Annotated in this window: 16 protein-coding genes; 9 read left to right on the forward strand and 7 right to left on the reverse strand. The window is 57.3% G+C overall.

The window, feature by feature from the left end:
* Positions 1 to 394 precede the first annotated feature (394 nt).
* Positions 395 to 646 carry a hypothetical protein gene (locus EXR70_15250; protein MSP39842.1) on the reverse strand — a complete coding sequence of 84 codons (252 nt, stop codon included), beginning with the start codon at positions 644 to 646 and terminating at the stop codon, positions 395 to 397.
* 218 nt (positions 647 to 864) lie between these two features.
* On the opposite strand from EXR70_15250, the gene EXR70_15255 reads away from it, so the two are divergent.
* The 3 genes from EXR70_15255 to EXR70_15265 all read left to right on the forward strand — a co-directional run bounded on the left by EXR70_15255 (position 865) and on the right by EXR70_15265 (position 3477).
* Complete coding sequence (locus tag EXR70_15255; protein MSP39843.1) at positions 865 to 1950, forward strand: amidohydrolase; 1086 nt, start codon at positions 865 to 867, stop codon at positions 1948 to 1950.
* Positions 1951 to 2014: 64 nt separating this feature from the next.
* On the forward strand, positions 2015 to 3097 hold the full coding sequence (locus EXR70_15260; protein ID MSP39844.1) for a zinc-binding alcohol dehydrogenase: 1083 nt from the start codon (positions 2015 to 2017) through the stop codon (positions 3095 to 3097).
* A gap of 23 nt (positions 3098 to 3120) precedes the next feature.
* A complete protein-coding gene (locus EXR70_15265; GenBank protein ID MSP39845.1) occupies positions 3121 to 3477 on the forward strand; it encodes a VOC family protein in 357 nt (118 codons plus the stop codon).
* 67 nt (positions 3478 to 3544) lie between these two features.
* On the opposite strand, the gene EXR70_15270 is transcribed toward EXR70_15265, so the two are convergent.
* Together EXR70_15270 and EXR70_15275 are read right to left on the reverse strand one after the other, a co-directional pair.
* Positions 3545 to 6082: an FtsX-like permease family protein gene (locus EXR70_15270; GenBank protein MSP39846.1), complete on the reverse strand. Its 2538-nt coding sequence runs from the start codon at positions 6080 to 6082 to the stop codon at positions 3545 to 3547.
* Between the two features lie 12 nt (positions 6083 to 6094).
* Positions 6095 to 6766, reverse strand: coding sequence for an ABC transporter ATP-binding protein (locus tag EXR70_15275; protein MSP39847.1), 672 nt, complete (start codon positions 6764 to 6766; stop codon positions 6095 to 6097).
* A gap of 69 nt (positions 6767 to 6835) precedes the next feature.
* Here EXR70_15275 and EXR70_15280 point away from each other — a divergent pair, with 69 nt between their 5' ends.
* The 6 genes from EXR70_15280 (at position 6836) to EXR70_15305 (ending at position 10456) form a co-directional block, all read left to right on the forward strand.
* Positions 6836 to 7498: an arylesterase gene (locus tag EXR70_15280; GenBank protein MSP39848.1), complete on the forward strand. Its 663-nt coding sequence runs from the start codon at positions 6836 to 6838 to the stop codon at positions 7496 to 7498.
* A complete protein-coding gene (locus tag EXR70_15285; GenBank protein ID MSP39849.1) occupies positions 7495 to 7944 on the forward strand; it encodes a hypothetical protein in 450 nt (149 codons plus the stop codon). Before EXR70_15280 ends, EXR70_15285 begins: the two co-directional genes overlap by 4 nt.
* A gap of 83 nt (positions 7945 to 8027) precedes the next feature.
* Positions 8028 to 8318 (forward strand): hypothetical protein, encoded by a 291-nt coding sequence (locus EXR70_15290; GenBank protein ID MSP39850.1) that lies wholly within the window; start codon positions 8028 to 8030, stop codon positions 8316 to 8318.
* 489 nt (positions 8319 to 8807) lie between these two features.
* Positions 8808 to 9119 carry a DUF433 domain-containing protein gene (locus tag EXR70_15295; protein MSP39851.1) on the forward strand — a complete coding sequence of 104 codons (312 nt, stop codon included), beginning with the start codon at positions 8808 to 8810 and terminating at the stop codon, positions 9117 to 9119.
* Positions 9119 to 9466, forward strand: coding sequence for a hypothetical protein (locus EXR70_15300; protein MSP39852.1), 348 nt, complete (start codon positions 9119 to 9121; stop codon positions 9464 to 9466). Before EXR70_15295 ends, EXR70_15300 begins: the two co-directional genes overlap by 1 nt.
* Before the next feature lie 132 nt (positions 9467 to 9598).
* Positions 9599 to 10456, forward strand: a complete 858-nt coding sequence (locus EXR70_15305; GenBank protein ID MSP39853.1) for an acyl-CoA dehydrogenase — start codon at positions 9599 to 9601, stop codon at positions 10454 to 10456.
* A gap of 104 nt (positions 10457 to 10560) precedes the next feature.
* On the opposite strand, the gene EXR70_15310 is transcribed toward EXR70_15305, so the two are convergent.
* From EXR70_15310 to EXR70_15325, 4 genes are all read right to left on the reverse strand, one after another.
* Entirely contained in the window at positions 10561 to 11400 is an 840-nt protein-coding gene (locus EXR70_15310) for an alpha/beta fold hydrolase (protein ID MSP39854.1), read from the reverse strand.
* A gap of 73 nt (positions 11401 to 11473) precedes the next feature.
* Positions 11474 to 12493, reverse strand: coding sequence for an extracellular solute-binding protein (locus tag EXR70_15315; GenBank protein ID MSP39855.1), 1020 nt, complete (start codon positions 12491 to 12493; stop codon positions 11474 to 11476).
* A 5-nt stretch (positions 12494 to 12498) separates the two neighbouring features.
* Entirely contained in the window at positions 12499 to 13488 is a 990-nt protein-coding gene (locus EXR70_15320; protein ID MSP39856.1) for a hypothetical protein, read from the reverse strand.
* A 22-nt stretch (positions 13489 to 13510) separates the two neighbouring features.
* Positions 13511 to 14434, reverse strand: a complete 924-nt coding sequence (locus EXR70_15325; protein MSP39857.1) for a thiamine pyrophosphate-dependent dehydrogenase E1 component subunit alpha — start codon at positions 14432 to 14434, stop codon at positions 13511 to 13513.
* Between the last annotated feature and the right edge of the window lie 136 nt (positions 14435 to 14570).

The raw sequence follows: 14570 nt of genomic DNA on the forward strand, positions 1-14570 counted from the left end.
GCAAATCGAGGCAAAACTAAGGACCCTATTAACCACGAGAGCAAAATGTAATCTGATATAACTTCGCAAAAACTGTAACTCATTACGAAAAAAACGATCTATCCTCCGCTGCCCTGCTTCCAGGGCAGTTGTTCAGAGGTTCCTTAAGTTGATAAACAATTTTACCAAAACAATCCAGCACAAGTATTTCCCCAGATCACAATATTGCTGCCGAGAATCTGCCTATTTTGGCGCAAATTTCCGTCTATCCTTCCAGCCGCTCCGGCTCGCCCAATGACAATAATCGACCCTCTCTGGTAATCCTTGCCTTAGTACGATTCATGGGGGAAAAACAACCACCCAAAGCGGACAGCGAGGCCGGCCACGTCAACTACCGGCCGCGCCGCCGATCGCCCTACTGCTTGGCTTTCAACTCTTGATCATGTTGCTTGAGAAAAGCGCTGATCTCCTCGACATGGGCGAGTAACCGCGTCCACTGTTCTTTGTAAAGCGTCACCGGAAACCTGCCCAATCCGTATACCGACAGGCCACCTTTCTCGCTGATCTTCAAACGCAGCTCGCCGGGCTTGCGTTCGGCTTGTTGTTTGAGCGCTTGATTCTCGGCTTCGAGGCGCGCCAATTTTTGTTCGATTGTTTCTTCCGTCATGATAGTTCCCCCATTTTATTTTCTTACTCGCCTGCCGAAGCCACGCGCGCTGCGCCGGTCGGCAACTCCGTGGTTGGAATTCTTATCGCAAAACCGCCGACAAGGCGAGGGGGGGCGGTCAAGCCAAACAGCTTGAACCCTGTCCCCAAGTCGGATTATAAGATCAGACAAGGTATCGTTAGCCAAATATCAAAAACATTTTCGGGAGGAGATTTAGAATGAGTGCAAATCTTGGCACTAGAATAATCGACGGCGACGGTCACATCATGGAAGACAACGCTGGCATCATCGCCCATATGGAAGGCGCCTATCGGGACATCGCCGCACGCAAGGGCACCTGCTTTCCGCCGCTGGACCATCTGCATTCCGGCCGCGCCGTTGAGACGCCGCCGCAACGCGATGGCCGAGCGCCGGTGGGACCGAAGGGTTGGCTCGAATTTCTCGACGACATCGGCATCGACTGGACCGTCATGTATCCAACCCTGGCGTTGTCGTACGGCAAGATCGTTAGCCTCGACTACGCGGTGGCGCTATGCAAGGGCTACAACGATTGGATGGCGGAGACGTATTTGAAAGCCAACTCGCGCTTCAAGAGCATGGCGATCATCCCCATGCAGGATCCGCAGGAGGCGGCCAAGGAGCTGCGCCGCGCCGTCACCGAGTTGGGCTTTTTGGGCGCCATGATGCCATCCAATGGTCTGTCTCAGCCGCTCGGCGCCAAACAGTTTTGGCCGATTTACGAAGAAGCGAACCGACTTGGGTGCTGTCTCGCTGTTCACGGCGGCGCCCATGACCGCTTCGGCATGGACCACATGAACATGTACGTGCCGGTGCATGCCCTGGGTCATCCTTGGGGCTTGACGATCAATTGCGCCGATATTCTTTACAACGGCATCTACGAACGCTTCCCGCGCGTGCGTATCGCCTTTCTCGAAGGCGGCATCGCTTGGTTTCTGCTGTTGCTCGAACGGCTCCACGCTTCGCACGAAACTCACTTTCAACATATCCCCGAAGGTGAATTTGGCGTTCGCGAAGGACAAGACCCGGCCAAAGCTCTTAAGAAGCTGGTTAAGGATGGGCGCATTTATCTCGGCATCGAAACCGAAGAGCTGACAATGCCCTTCGCGATTAAAGTCATCGGCAATTCGCCGTTTCTCTACTCGTCGGACTTTCCCCATGAAGTCACCCACGAAAGCTGCAAGCACGACATTGGCGAATTGATGGAAAGCGACGAGATCAACTCGGACGACAAAGCCGCCATGCTCTGGCGCAACGCCGAGACGTTCTACAAGCTGCCGCTTTAAATAGGCACGAGGGTTGAGGCGAAAGGCTTGAGTAAGATTCGCAACCGAATGAGAAGGATCGATCATGGAAACTTGTAACGCCGCCGTCATCACCGAACATAACAAACCGTTGACGATCCAAAAGGTAAAGATTCCCGACCTCGATCCGGGATCGCTCTTGATCAAGATTACCGCTTCGACGCTGTGCGGCACCGATGTGCATCGCTGGCATGGGCCGCTGGGCGACAAAGATACCCTGCCGATTATCACCGGCCACGAACCCTGCGGCACGGTGGAAGATATCGCCGGCGAGCGCACCGATATTTTGGGTAGCCCAGTCAAGCGCGGCGATCGCGTGGTGTGGAGCTACGTCGCTTGTGGTTCTTGTTATTACTGCACGGTTGCCTGCCAGCCTTGCATCTGCCGCGGCCGCGCGTCCTGGGGCCACAATCGCAGCGATCAACACCCGTATCTGCTCGGCAGCTGCGCCGAATATATGTACGTGCCCAAGGAATGCTTGATCATCAAAGTACCTGAGGAAGTGACCTCGGCATCGGCAGCCGCCGCGGCCTGCGCTTATCGTACCGTCATGCACGGCTACGACCGGCTCGGCGCGATCAAAAGTCATGAGACCGTGGTGATCCAAGGCAGCGGACCGCTCGGCAATTTTGCCACCGCGGTGGCCAAAGACCACGGCGCGAAAAAAGTTTTAGTCATCGGCGCGCCGGCCAATCGTTTGGAGGTTACTAAAAAAATGGGCGCCGACGCGGTGTTGAATCTCGAAGAGGTGACCGATGAAAAACTGCGCCGCCAGTGGGTCAAAGACCACACCGACGGGCGCGGCGCCGATGTCGTGGTCCAGGTCGCCAACAACATGGCGGTGCCTGAAGGTCTAACGCTGCTGCGCGACGGCGGCCGTTACTTGAACATCGGCGCCGGCGGCAAAGCCAATATCGCCGTGGAGAAAATCCCCCAGGAAATGTTGTTCATCACGATCCGTTCGGGCGAGCCGCGCCACTGGCTCCAGGCCATCGACTTTCTCGCCTCGCGGCGGAAAATCTTTCCCTTCGAAGAGATGATCAGCAAGAGCTACAAGCTCGATCAGATCAACGAAGCGATGGCAGCGATGGCCAGCTACTCGGTGGTCAAAGCGGTGATCAATTTCTAAGGCGAATAATCAGCGAGGCCGATATGAATTATCAATTGGAACATGTCGCGATCTACACCAAGAACATCGCCGAGTCGATCCAGTTCTATGAAAAATTTTTCGGCGGCCACGCCACGCCGATTAGAAAAGGCAGCGCGGGCTACGGCTTCTGCTTCGTGCGCATCGCCGGCGCGCCGTCGATTCAGTTGATGGAATCGGCCGGCGCAGTGGGCGTGCACCATTACGGCTACGTCACCGACGACATCGATCGGGTGGCCGACGAATTCAAACAAAAAGGCGCGCAGATCCTGCGCGAAAACCGCGACGAGAGCGGCAAGCTCACTACCATCTTCGTCCAGGACCCCAACGGTTTGGAAATGGAAATCAGAAGCCCGCGCTAATTTCGCCGGAGTATCAGCCCCGCTGTCGCGACCATTGACGCACGCCGCACCGCTAATAATCGCAGCTTCATGCCTCCGCGCGCAGCGCCTCCAACGCGCTGCCGCGAAACAATCCCCAGCAACCGAGCAATCCCGCGGCTACGGTAACGCCCGGCACGACGATCAGGACCGCGAAAGTGGGCGCCAGCGACAGCGCCGCCGTGGCGCCGAAAAAATAATAGCTCAGACCCCAGCTGGCGGCGTTGCCGAGCAGCGCGCCGGCGACGCTGGCGCTGACGCCGAGAAAAAGATATTCGGCGACGATGGTGGTAAGAATTTGGCGGCGCGCCGCGCCGAGGGTGCGCAGCAATAAACTTTCCTGGCGCCGCTGGGCCCGGCTGCCGAGCACGGCGCTCGCCAACACCGCGGCGCCGGTGAGTATCGTCAACAGGGCGATAAAGCGCATTGCGTAGGCGATGCGGCTCATGATCGCGTCGAGCGTGCTAAGTACTAGACTCAAATCGATCACCGAGACGTTGGCGAATTTTTCCACCACAGCGCGCTGCAATTTGGCCGACGCTTGAGGGGACTGAGCCCGCGCGACTAAGGCATAGAATTGCGGCGCGCTTTCTAAGACGCCTTCGGGAAACAGCACGAAAAAATTCGGCTGCACACGCTGCCAATCGACTTCACGCAGGCTGGCGATGCGAGTGCGCAACGCTACGCCTTGAACATCGAATTGCAATTCATCGCCCAGACCAACCTTGAGAGTTTCCGCGATGCCGGTCTCCACCGACACGGGAATCGGCTCACTGGCCCCGTCAACTTTGTCATTCCAGACTCCTTTGACGACCCGTTCGCTGTCGCCCAACTGGGCGCGATAACTCGATCGGTATTCCCGGCGCAAAGCCCACTGCGGAATGCCGGCGTTAGATTCATTGCGCAGCTCATCGACATTGCGCCCTTTCACCGTGGTCAGGCGCATCGTCACAATCGGCACTTCGGCTTTGATGGGAATCGTGAACGAGCGCAAAAGCTCGGCGAGGGCGAGGCGCTGATCGTCTTGCACGTCGAACAGCACCAGATTGCCGTCTCCTGCGCCGTTGCGGCGCTGCACTTGTCGCACCAACATCTGTTGCACGCTGTAGAGCGTCACCAGCAGAAAGGCGCCGAGGCCGATTGCCAAGGAGAGCGCCACAGTCTGATTGTTTGGGCGATTGAGATTGGCCAACCCTTGGCGCCAACTGAAGGACAACAGTCGCGGCGCCAAACCTTTCATGAGCCGACGACCGCCGTGCGCGCAGAACACGAGTAAAGCAAAAACCGCGGCCACGCCGGCGGCGAAAATCACTCCATGAGACCAGCGCCCCATGGTCGCCGACGCCAACGCGATCAACAGCGAAATGATAATACCGTAGGTCGCCGCCACCCAGGGATCTTTAGCGCGTCGGTCAACTTCATAAGCCGCGCGCAACGCCAGCAGCGGCGCCACGCGGCGCAACGAGAGGAGCGGAATCAAAGCGAATAACAGCGCGCTCGCCAAACCGATGGCGACGCCGGCGCCAATGCCCCAAGGCGCGATCTCGATCACGGTTGCCACCGGCAAAAAATCTTTCAGAACGGCGGGCAAGGCAAACTGCACGGCGACCCCTAAGCCGGCGCCGATGGCGCAACTGAACAACGTCGCCAACAAGACTTGCAGCAAATAAATTGTCAGCGTTTCACCCGGCGCGGCGCCGAGACAACGGAGCAACGCCGCGCCGTGGCTTTTGTCCTTGGCGTAGGCTTGCATGACGCTGGCGACGCCGATGCCGGCGAGCAGCACGGCGATGAACACCGCGAGCCGCAGATAACGGGAAAGATTTTCCATCGACACGGCGATGGACGCGCTACGCTTGCTCACCGTATCGGCTTCCAACTCCAAGCGTTGCAAGGCCGGCGCCAGCTGACTGACCCGAATATCGACGTCGACCTCACCAGGCAATTTGAAAAAAACCCGGTAGCGCACCAGACTGCCTTTTTGCACCAGCTGGGTTTGTTCGAGATACGCCATCGGGATGTAAACCCGTGGACTGATCAGCGAGAAGGCCAAGCTTTCGCCGGGAATTTTTCGCAGCCGGCCGGCCACGGTGAATTCACTATTGCCGATTTTAATTTTGTCGCCGACCCTGGCATTGAATTGCAGCAGAACGTTGTCGTCGACCAAGGCGTTGGCGCCGCGGTGAAACTCATTCAGCGACAACACCGGTTCGGTTTCCAGCGCGCCGTAATAAGGAAACCGGCCGCTGAGCGCACGCACTTGCACCAGCCGCGAGCCAGCGCTGGCGGGAAAATAAACCATCGAGGTGAAACCGATTTGGCGCGACTGATCGCCGCCCAAGGACGCGATCAGCGCTTCGGCCGACGCATCGAATGGCTGTCGGCTTTCGAGCGCCAGGTCGGCGCCTAACAACGCTTTCGATTGCGCCTCAATGCTCGCCAATAAATTTTCCCGAAACGAATAAGCCAACACCACTGACGCCACCGCCAGAACGACGCAAAACATCGACAACAGCAGCCCGCGCCAACCGCGCCGCCCATCGCGCAGCGCCATGCGCCAGAGCCAAGCTTTGCCGAAGATGTTCATGTTAAAATTCAGCTAAGACATTGTGTCGGCGGCGAGCTTGCCGCCTTTCAACACGATGGTTCGCCCGGCCCGCTGGCTGAGCTCGCGATCGTGGGTGACCAAGATCAACGTCGCACCACTCCTGGCGTTAAGAGCGAAGATCAAATCGACAATCGTCTGCGCCGATTCGGCGTCGAGATTGCCGGTGGGTTCGTCGGCGAAAAGAATCTTCGGCTGATTGATAAATGCCCTGGCGATCGCCACCCGCTGCTGTTCGCCGCCGGAAAGCTGCGCCGGATAGTGACCCAGCCGTGCGCTCAAACCGACTTGACCTAAAAGTTCCGCGGCGCGGCTCTGGACCGACGGCGCGCCGAGAATTTCCGCCGGCACCATGACGTTTTCCAAAGCGGTCAACGACGGCAGCAGTTGAAAATTTTGAAAGACGAAGCCGATCGCGCGATTGCGCAGTTGGCCGAGTTTTTTTTCGTCGGCGTCATGCAGCGCGATGCCATCGAACCAAACCGCGCCAGAACTGGGCCGTTCCAAACCCGCGCAGATACCGATCAGCGTCGTCTTGCCGCTGCCCGAAGGCCCGACGATAGCGCACGCGCTCCCAGCCTCCACCGAGAAGGAGGCATCGCTCAGCACCTGGACGATATCCGCGCCGCTCTTAAACTCCTTGCTTAAATGCTCTACCTTGAGAATGACGTTGGCGCTCATGCTAGCGATTGGCTTCGGTGCGATTCATGCTGTGACCGAGAGTTTAGGTTTTTTATGTTGGCGAAACAATCCTGCGAGGTAAAATTGGCGCGAATCGTTCGCTGCTCAATAATACTGCTGACCTTCTTTGCCATCACCGGCGCGGCGCCGGCGGCGAGAAACATTCTCTTTCTTGGCGACAGCATCACCGCCGGCTACGGCCTGGAAATCTCGGAAGCCTATCCCGCGCTGATTCAAGCGAAGATTGTTGCCGAACATTGGAACTTCAACGTGATCAACGCCGGCCAGAGCGGCGACACCAGCGCCGGCGGATTGAATCAGTTGAATTGGCTGCTCAAAAACCGCGTCGATATTTTACTCTTGGAACTCGGCGGCAACGACGGCCTGCGCGGCCTGCCAGTCGAGAACACCAAGAAAAATTTGCAAACCATCATCGACCGCAGCAAAAAAATATACCCCAACGTAATGATCGTCATCGCCGGCATGAAGGTTCCGCCCAACATGGGCGCCGACTATGCCAAACAGTTCAACGCGATCTTTCCCGAACTGGCGAAAACGAATCAAGCCGCGCTGATCCCATTTATCCTCGACGGCGTCGGCGGCGTGCGCGAGTTGAATCTCGCCGATGGCATTCATCCGACGGCGAAAGGTCACGAGAAAGTCGCCGCCAACGTCTGGAAAGTTATGCAGCCGGTGCTGCGAGGTTTGTCGAAGTGAAAACTACGAACATGCAAGTCGCACTCTTCTGTTCGATCGCCATCGGCGGTTCCGCCTGCGCCGTTGCAAATTCGTATTTGGGCTCCTGTGGCAAAACCCCCAACCTCGAAGTCGTGTCGCTGGCGATGTTTCCCGATCCGCTGCCGGAAGCGCGCAAGATCGATCAGTGGCGCGCCATCCTGCGCTCGGACAGCGCCGAGCTTTGCCCGACGACGTTGACGATTGTCGAAGAGGGCAAGTCGCAAGCGATCGCCCAAGAGCGCCGGGTAGAACTGACCCTTGGCGCCAACGAGGTTCTCTTTACCACTGTCGACAGCTATCGACTGAGCGGCAACCGCATCTGTTTTGAGATCACCGGCTATCTCGACGGCAAAAAGACCGCGCTAAAATCGCCGCGCCGTTTCTGCGCCCGCACCATCGACAAAGGCATGTGGTCCATGCGCTGAGACGCCTTGACACCAGCGGCGTAATTGAACGATAGTTCGCTCTGCGATTTGGCATTGCAAAATAATAACTGGAGGATAGCAAAATGGCAGTTAGGCTCATCGTCACCATCACCGCGGCATCCGGCAAAGGCAGCGAACTCGGCAAGCTCTACAAAGCGCGCTGCGATGACATCGCCAAAGAACCGGGCTGCGAACAGTTCGAAGTCTTCCAAAGCGTCGTCAACCCCGACCATCTGGTCATCCTCGAACGCTGGAAAGATCAAGCAGCGCTCGATGTGCACTCGAAAGTGAACGCCACTCGCGCACCACTGCCAGCCGAACTGCGCGTCGGTGTAACCGAGCGCGAGGACTATATTTACAACCGGACGCGATAAGCGGCCTTGCCATCGCAAACTGTTAGAGGACAAACAATGGGATCATTGGTACTGTTCTTCTCGACGTTTGTGCTTTCGTACCTAATAGGCGCGGTACTATTAGGAGCGTTTCTTTATACCCTACGAACTCGTTTCACCCCAAAAGTTTCAAGAGCGATGGAGACCCTGATGCTCTTTGGGTTAGTTTCCGTTCTCGACCTCTATTGGCATCCCGCCTTGCTGATCGCGGATATTAGGTTCCGAATCCTTAACCCGTCTCTGGCAAAAGCGCTTCGCTTTTCTGGCGAGCATACAGCCGCGGAATTCCTTGGCATTGGTTGGTTCGACATCTGCGCCTGGGTGGGACAGAGTTTAATAGCAACCTGGGTCGCAGATAAACTTGCCCAGCCACCGCGGAGACCCGTATCTGGCAGAGGCTGAACTGGCGCTAGGGACTTTGCAATGTCCGAAACGACGACGTAAACTTCGCGATATCTAGGAGGCTCTCCAGTGCTCAGCGAAACTGGTTACGAACATATCATTCTCACTGATGCGCAGATTCCCATGATCGCCGGCACGAATATGAAAGTTGTCGAGCTGGTCTTGAACCATCTCGCCCACGGCTGGAGCCCTGAGGAACTGCACTTCCAACATCCCACGCTAAGCATGGGACAGATCCATTCCGCGCTGGCGTATTACTGGGACCACAAGACCGAGCTTGACCCAGATATCGAGCGACGGCGCTCGATGGTCGACGACATTCAACAAACCTTGCCTGAATCTCCGCTCGCTGAACGGCTGAAAGCTAGAAAGCAAATGTAATGTCGATCGCCCTCTTCATGGACCACCACGTCCCGAGGGCGATCACGATTGGACTGCGGCTCCGTGAGATCAATGTACTCACGGCGTTCGAGGACAAGTCCGATGAAATGGCGGATCCACTCCTCTTGAACCGCGCGACTTCGTTGGGGCGAGTCCTATTCACGCAAGACGACGACCTTTTAGTTGAAGCTGTACGACGACAGAGGTTGGGGACCGTTTTCGCCGGCGTTATCTATACGCACCAACTAAGAGCGACGATCAGGAAGTGCATTGACGACCTGGAATTGATCGCCAAAGCCGCCGAACCTGAAGACCTGGTAAATCAAATCTTCTTTCTCCCGCTCTGAAAATTTTCGGCGCAATCTTGTTATTGTGCCAACGAATCGGTTCGTCCGTACGCATCTACGTTTCTAGTTGACACGCCTAAGGCGTGCGGACTACGCTCGGCCACATTAGATTGATGGTTAGGGAGATGTGCAATGGCTGACTCATTAGAAAGCTTCAAAAGCTACATCGGCAAGAGCGAAACCGCGACGGATGTCGTGACGGCATCGACGATCGTAAAATTCGCCGCGACGTTGGGACTGGAAAATCCGCCGCTCGACAAAGGCTCGGCGATCCCACCCGGCTGGTACGGCGGGTTATTTCCGGCGTCGCACCGGCCGGACAAGATGCGCACCGACGGTCAAGCGTCGGGCGGCGGCATCGCACCACCGATCCCGCTACCGCGCCGACGCATCGGCGGCACCCGCGTTGCGTTTCACGAGCCGCTGCGCATCGGCGACGATGTCGTGCGCAAAACCGAGATCGCCGATATGCAGATCGACGATGGACCGAGCGGCGCGCAAGTTACCGTCATCGAGCGCAACAGCATGTCCACCGCGCGGGGCCTGTGCGTCGTCGAAGAGCGCGACATGGTGATGCTCAGCGAAGCGCGCTCCGACGCCGCGCCGAAATCGACGCCGGCAACTCCCAGCGACGCGAAGTGGAATCAGATCATCGAACCCAACGCGCCGCTGCTGTTCCGTTTCTCAGCGATCCGTTTCAATAGTCATCGAATTCACTACGACCGCGATTACGTCACCAAAGTCGAGAAATTGCCGGGCCTGGTCGTGCAAAGCTCACTGATCTCGCAGCTGCTAATGGAAATGTGCCGAAGAGAACTGCCGGCCAAGCGCATGACCAACTTCGATTTCCAAAACCTGCGTTCGGTCTACGACAGCGACGGCAAGGTCACGCTCAACGGCAAACCGAGCAGCGATGGACGGGAAGCTACGCTATGGGCAGTCGATGGCAAAGGCAATTTGGCGATGTTAGTGACGGCGAAGTTCGCCTGAGAATACTCTCACCACGAAGTCACGAAGGACACGAAGGCTTCGGAAGATTAACATTCCTAACTTCGTGCTCTTCGTGTCCTTCGTGGTGAAATCTGTCTTTCCTTTTAACGCCTACCAATCGGATGGCGCGCGATAAAATCCTGCAACGTTTTCAGTGCGCCATCGCCATCCCAAAACGTCATATGCCTAACGCCAGGCATCAACGCCAACTCGGCGCCGGCAATTAGCGGCGCCAAACGCTTCGCCGTCGCCGCCGGCGTGCTGCCGCGCCGCTCGACGCCGTCATCAGCGCCGCACAGCACTAGCGTCGGCACTTTTAACTTCGGCGCTTCCGCCAAAGTGTCCCAAGTCAGCCGCGCTAATTCGTGAATTCGATACTGCTCCACCGTGCTCTGCCCCAACCACAAAGCCCGCGCCAGCTCGGCCGCTTGCTCGCGATGATTGCGATAGAATTCCGGATTGTAAGCCATGTGATCGTTATCGATATGTTCAAGAATATATTTCTCGAAACCGATCTTATTGATCTCATCTAACGCTTCCGGTCCCACTTCACGGGTCGTGCCGTCGAGCCGGCGCACTCCGGGTCCCGTCGTGGAAATCGTTAGACTCGCGACAAGATCAGGACACGCGATCGCCATCGCCTGAACGATCTGCCCACCGATGGCGAAGCCGACCAAATGACAGCGCGCGACGCCAAGCTGCCGCAGCAGTTCGATGCCGTCCTCGGCAAACTGCTTGACAGTGTAACCGTCTTTCGGTTTTTCGCTGCGCCCCGTGCCGCGTCCATCGTAGATGATCGTGCGAAATTTTTTAGACAACGTCGGCACCACGCCGACGTTCCAAGTCGCGCAAGGCCACCAATCGGGCGGCACCAAAAGAATCGGCTCACCACTGCCCTGCGTCTCGTAGTAAATCTCGACCCCATTAACTTGTTTCATCGGCATAAATTTTTTCCAATTCGAAATTGTTATTAAAACCCGCTCGACCTGAGTAGGCCCGCAGGGCCGTATCGAATGGTCACCCCGGCGTCAAGCCAAAAACTTGTTGATAGAGTTTAATCGACTCCACCATGCTTTCGTTCTCCAAGTCCTGCACAACTTTTTTGAATCCTTTATTGAGCCGGGGCGGATCGGCATCGACATCGCCGCGCGAGGGAATGCGCGACAGCTCACGCAGTTTCACTTGCGCCGGTTTGGCGAGCAAAAAATCGATAAACAGTTTCGCCGCCGCCGGGTGAGGCGCCTTAGCGGCGAGACTCGCGGTATTGACGATGACGACGACCGGTTCGAGCGGCACCCACTCGATGGGCGCGCCTTGATTGACGAAGGCCTGGGCATGCGGACCATAGGCGATGGTCAGCGGTGCTTCGCCGGCGGCGACCAATTGCACGCGGCCGCGCGCGCCGCGCTGAAAGATTAGATTCTGCGCCGCCAGCCGTTTGAAGTACGCCATTCCCTTGTCCTTGCCCCAGGCTTTAAGCAGGCCGTCGAACCATTCAAAGTTGTCAGTGTCGTTGATGATCTGGCGATTTTTCCAAATCGGCTTCAATAGGTCGTCATAGCTTTTAGGCACGTCGGCAGCCTTCACGTTGCGCGTGTTGTAGGCCAACACGAAGGTATTTTGATAGGTCGAACCCCAATAGCCTTGGGGGTCTTTGAGATCGCTGGGTAGAAATCTAAATTCCGGCGACTCGTAGCGGGCAATGATCTCACGCTTCTTGATCAGCGTGAGCCCGCCCCGGCTCGCCACACCTTGCAGCACGTCGGCGGAATAGTTGCGCGCCGAGTATTCGCTAACAACGCGATTGACCAAAGCGCCCGTGCCGGAACGAAACAAATCGACTTTGATGAACGGATACTGCTTCTCGAACATGTCGATGAAGGTTTTCGCCTCAGGTATCGACACGGTGGTGTACCAAGTGACGCGCCCTTCTTTTTTCGCCTGGCCGAGCAAATCTCCGGACGCTGTTTGCGCCGCGGCGAATCGCAAGGGCAGCAAAGCGATCGCGATCGACAAAAATAATCGTGCGGGCTTCATCCTCACTATCCTTGCGTCAATTCTTTCGCCTCGGCAACGACGCTTTCGAGCGACGGCACGAACGGCCGCTCATCCCAATACGGCAAAAACTGATCGGCGCCGTGGATTATCTTCGGCACCGATGCGAGCTTGCCCGCCGGCAGACGGTCGAGCACGCAGCGCACGTAGGGGGCGTAACCGGCCCACTCGGGCTCATCTTGAATAATCAGCACACGGCCGGTTTTGCTCGATGACTTGAGCACCGTATCGCTATCGAGCGGCTTGATGAATCCTAAACTGACTACTTCGACCGCGTCGCGCTGACCCGATTTTGCCAGCTCGTCGGCGGCGTCTTCGGCCAACGCCGCGCAGCGGCCGGCGGCAATGATCGTCAACTTGTCACCGCTGCGCGTGACTTGAGATTTACCGCCGGGATTGTCGTCGCCGACATCGCCGCTGCGCAGATGAATCGAACGGTCTTCGAAAAACAAAGTCGGCGTCGGCCGCGTCAGCGCTTCGCGAAAACTCCAATACGCTTCGCTCGGCGAGCCGGGCATGGCGATGTTTAGATCCGGGACGTTGTAAAACCACGACACCCCAACCTCATTGCCCTCGGGACCATGGCCACGAAAGCGCGCGATCGGCAGGCGAATAATCACCGGACATCGCAGCCGTCCATTGGTCAAGTAATGCAGCTTCGCGGCGCTCTGCACGATCGCCATGTGGCACACCGAAGCGATATCGGCGTAAGCGATCATGACGACCGCCTTCATCCCTTTCATCGCCGCGCCGACAGCCATGCCGACCATGGCACTCTCGCTGATCGAACAATCGCGCACGCGATCCAAGCCGTAAGCATCGGCTAGCGGTTTGAGCGCGTGAGCGGCGAGATTCTGTCCGATGACGATCAAGCGCGGCTCATCGCGCATGGAATCTTGCAGCGCTTTGCCGACGGCGTCGCGGTAATTTAACGAGGTCATTTTGGAATTTCCTCTGAGTTTTAGGTTGTTGCGCATAAGGGCGACCGGCCGGTCGCCCCTACAATAATTCGGCCGCGACTTTCTTGAACGCTTCCTCGATCCTTTTCATTTCTTCCTGCTGCAATCTTTCAAGATCGCTTGCAGACGCTAAACCATTTGCAATCAGCCACTCAGCCAAGCGTGTCAACGGATCGCGCCTCTCCGCCTCGGCTAATTCTTGCTCGATGCCCGGGCGCACTTCGCCGAAGTGGGAACTGTAAAGGCCGAGACGAAACGTGAAGCAATCGAGAAACACCGGCTGTCCATTCAACGCCATCCCACGCGCCCAGCGCGCCGCGTGGTAAACATCCAGAGCATCGTTGCCGTCGACCTGGCGCGTGGCAAATCCAAATGGCTCGGCGTAGGGAATCAGCGAGCGCTGCTTGCGTACCTTGGGCCACGGCGTCGCCATCTCCCAACCGTTGTTCTCGCAGACAAATATCAGCGGCAGATTCCACGCGCCGGCGATATGCATGGTTTCGTGCAGATCGCCGGAACCCAATGTCCCGTCGCCGAAGAAAGCGACGCTTACGTTACTTTTCTTGTCGCATTGATTCGCCAACGCGACTCCCGCCGCCATCGCCAGATGGCCGCCGATCATCGTCGAACCGGGCATCACGCCGCGTTCCGGCCACGACGCATGATGCGGCGCATCGCGCGAGTCGCCGACAGCCGAAGGCGTGTGTAAGAACTCGCGCAGTTGTTCTTCGATGCTAATGCCCATACCGATCATGGCGCCGCGAGTGCGAAACGACGGCAGCACATCGTCGCCCTTTTTCAATGCCAGACAAGTACCGATGGCGATCGCTTCCTGCCCTTTGCTGGGAAAAGTCTGCGCCGAATGTTTTTTCTCATGCTCCCAACGCACCAGCGCTTCCTCGAAGACCCGCGTGGTCAGCATCTTGGTGTAAAGTTGCCATTCGATAGTAGTTGGAACAGCCATAGATTGTTTCGTGCTCCTTTTCTTACATCCTCTCCCTCTGGGAGAGGATTGAGGTGAGGGCTCTTGTAGGGGCGACCGGCGGTCGCCCTTGCCCTCACCCTGCCCTCTCCCATCGGAATGGGCGAGGGTAAGAAAT

The sequence above is a fragment of the Deltaproteobacteria bacterium genome, from assembly GCA_009692615.1.
GTDB lineage: Bacteria > Desulfobacterota > Binatia > UBA9968 > UBA9968 > DP-20.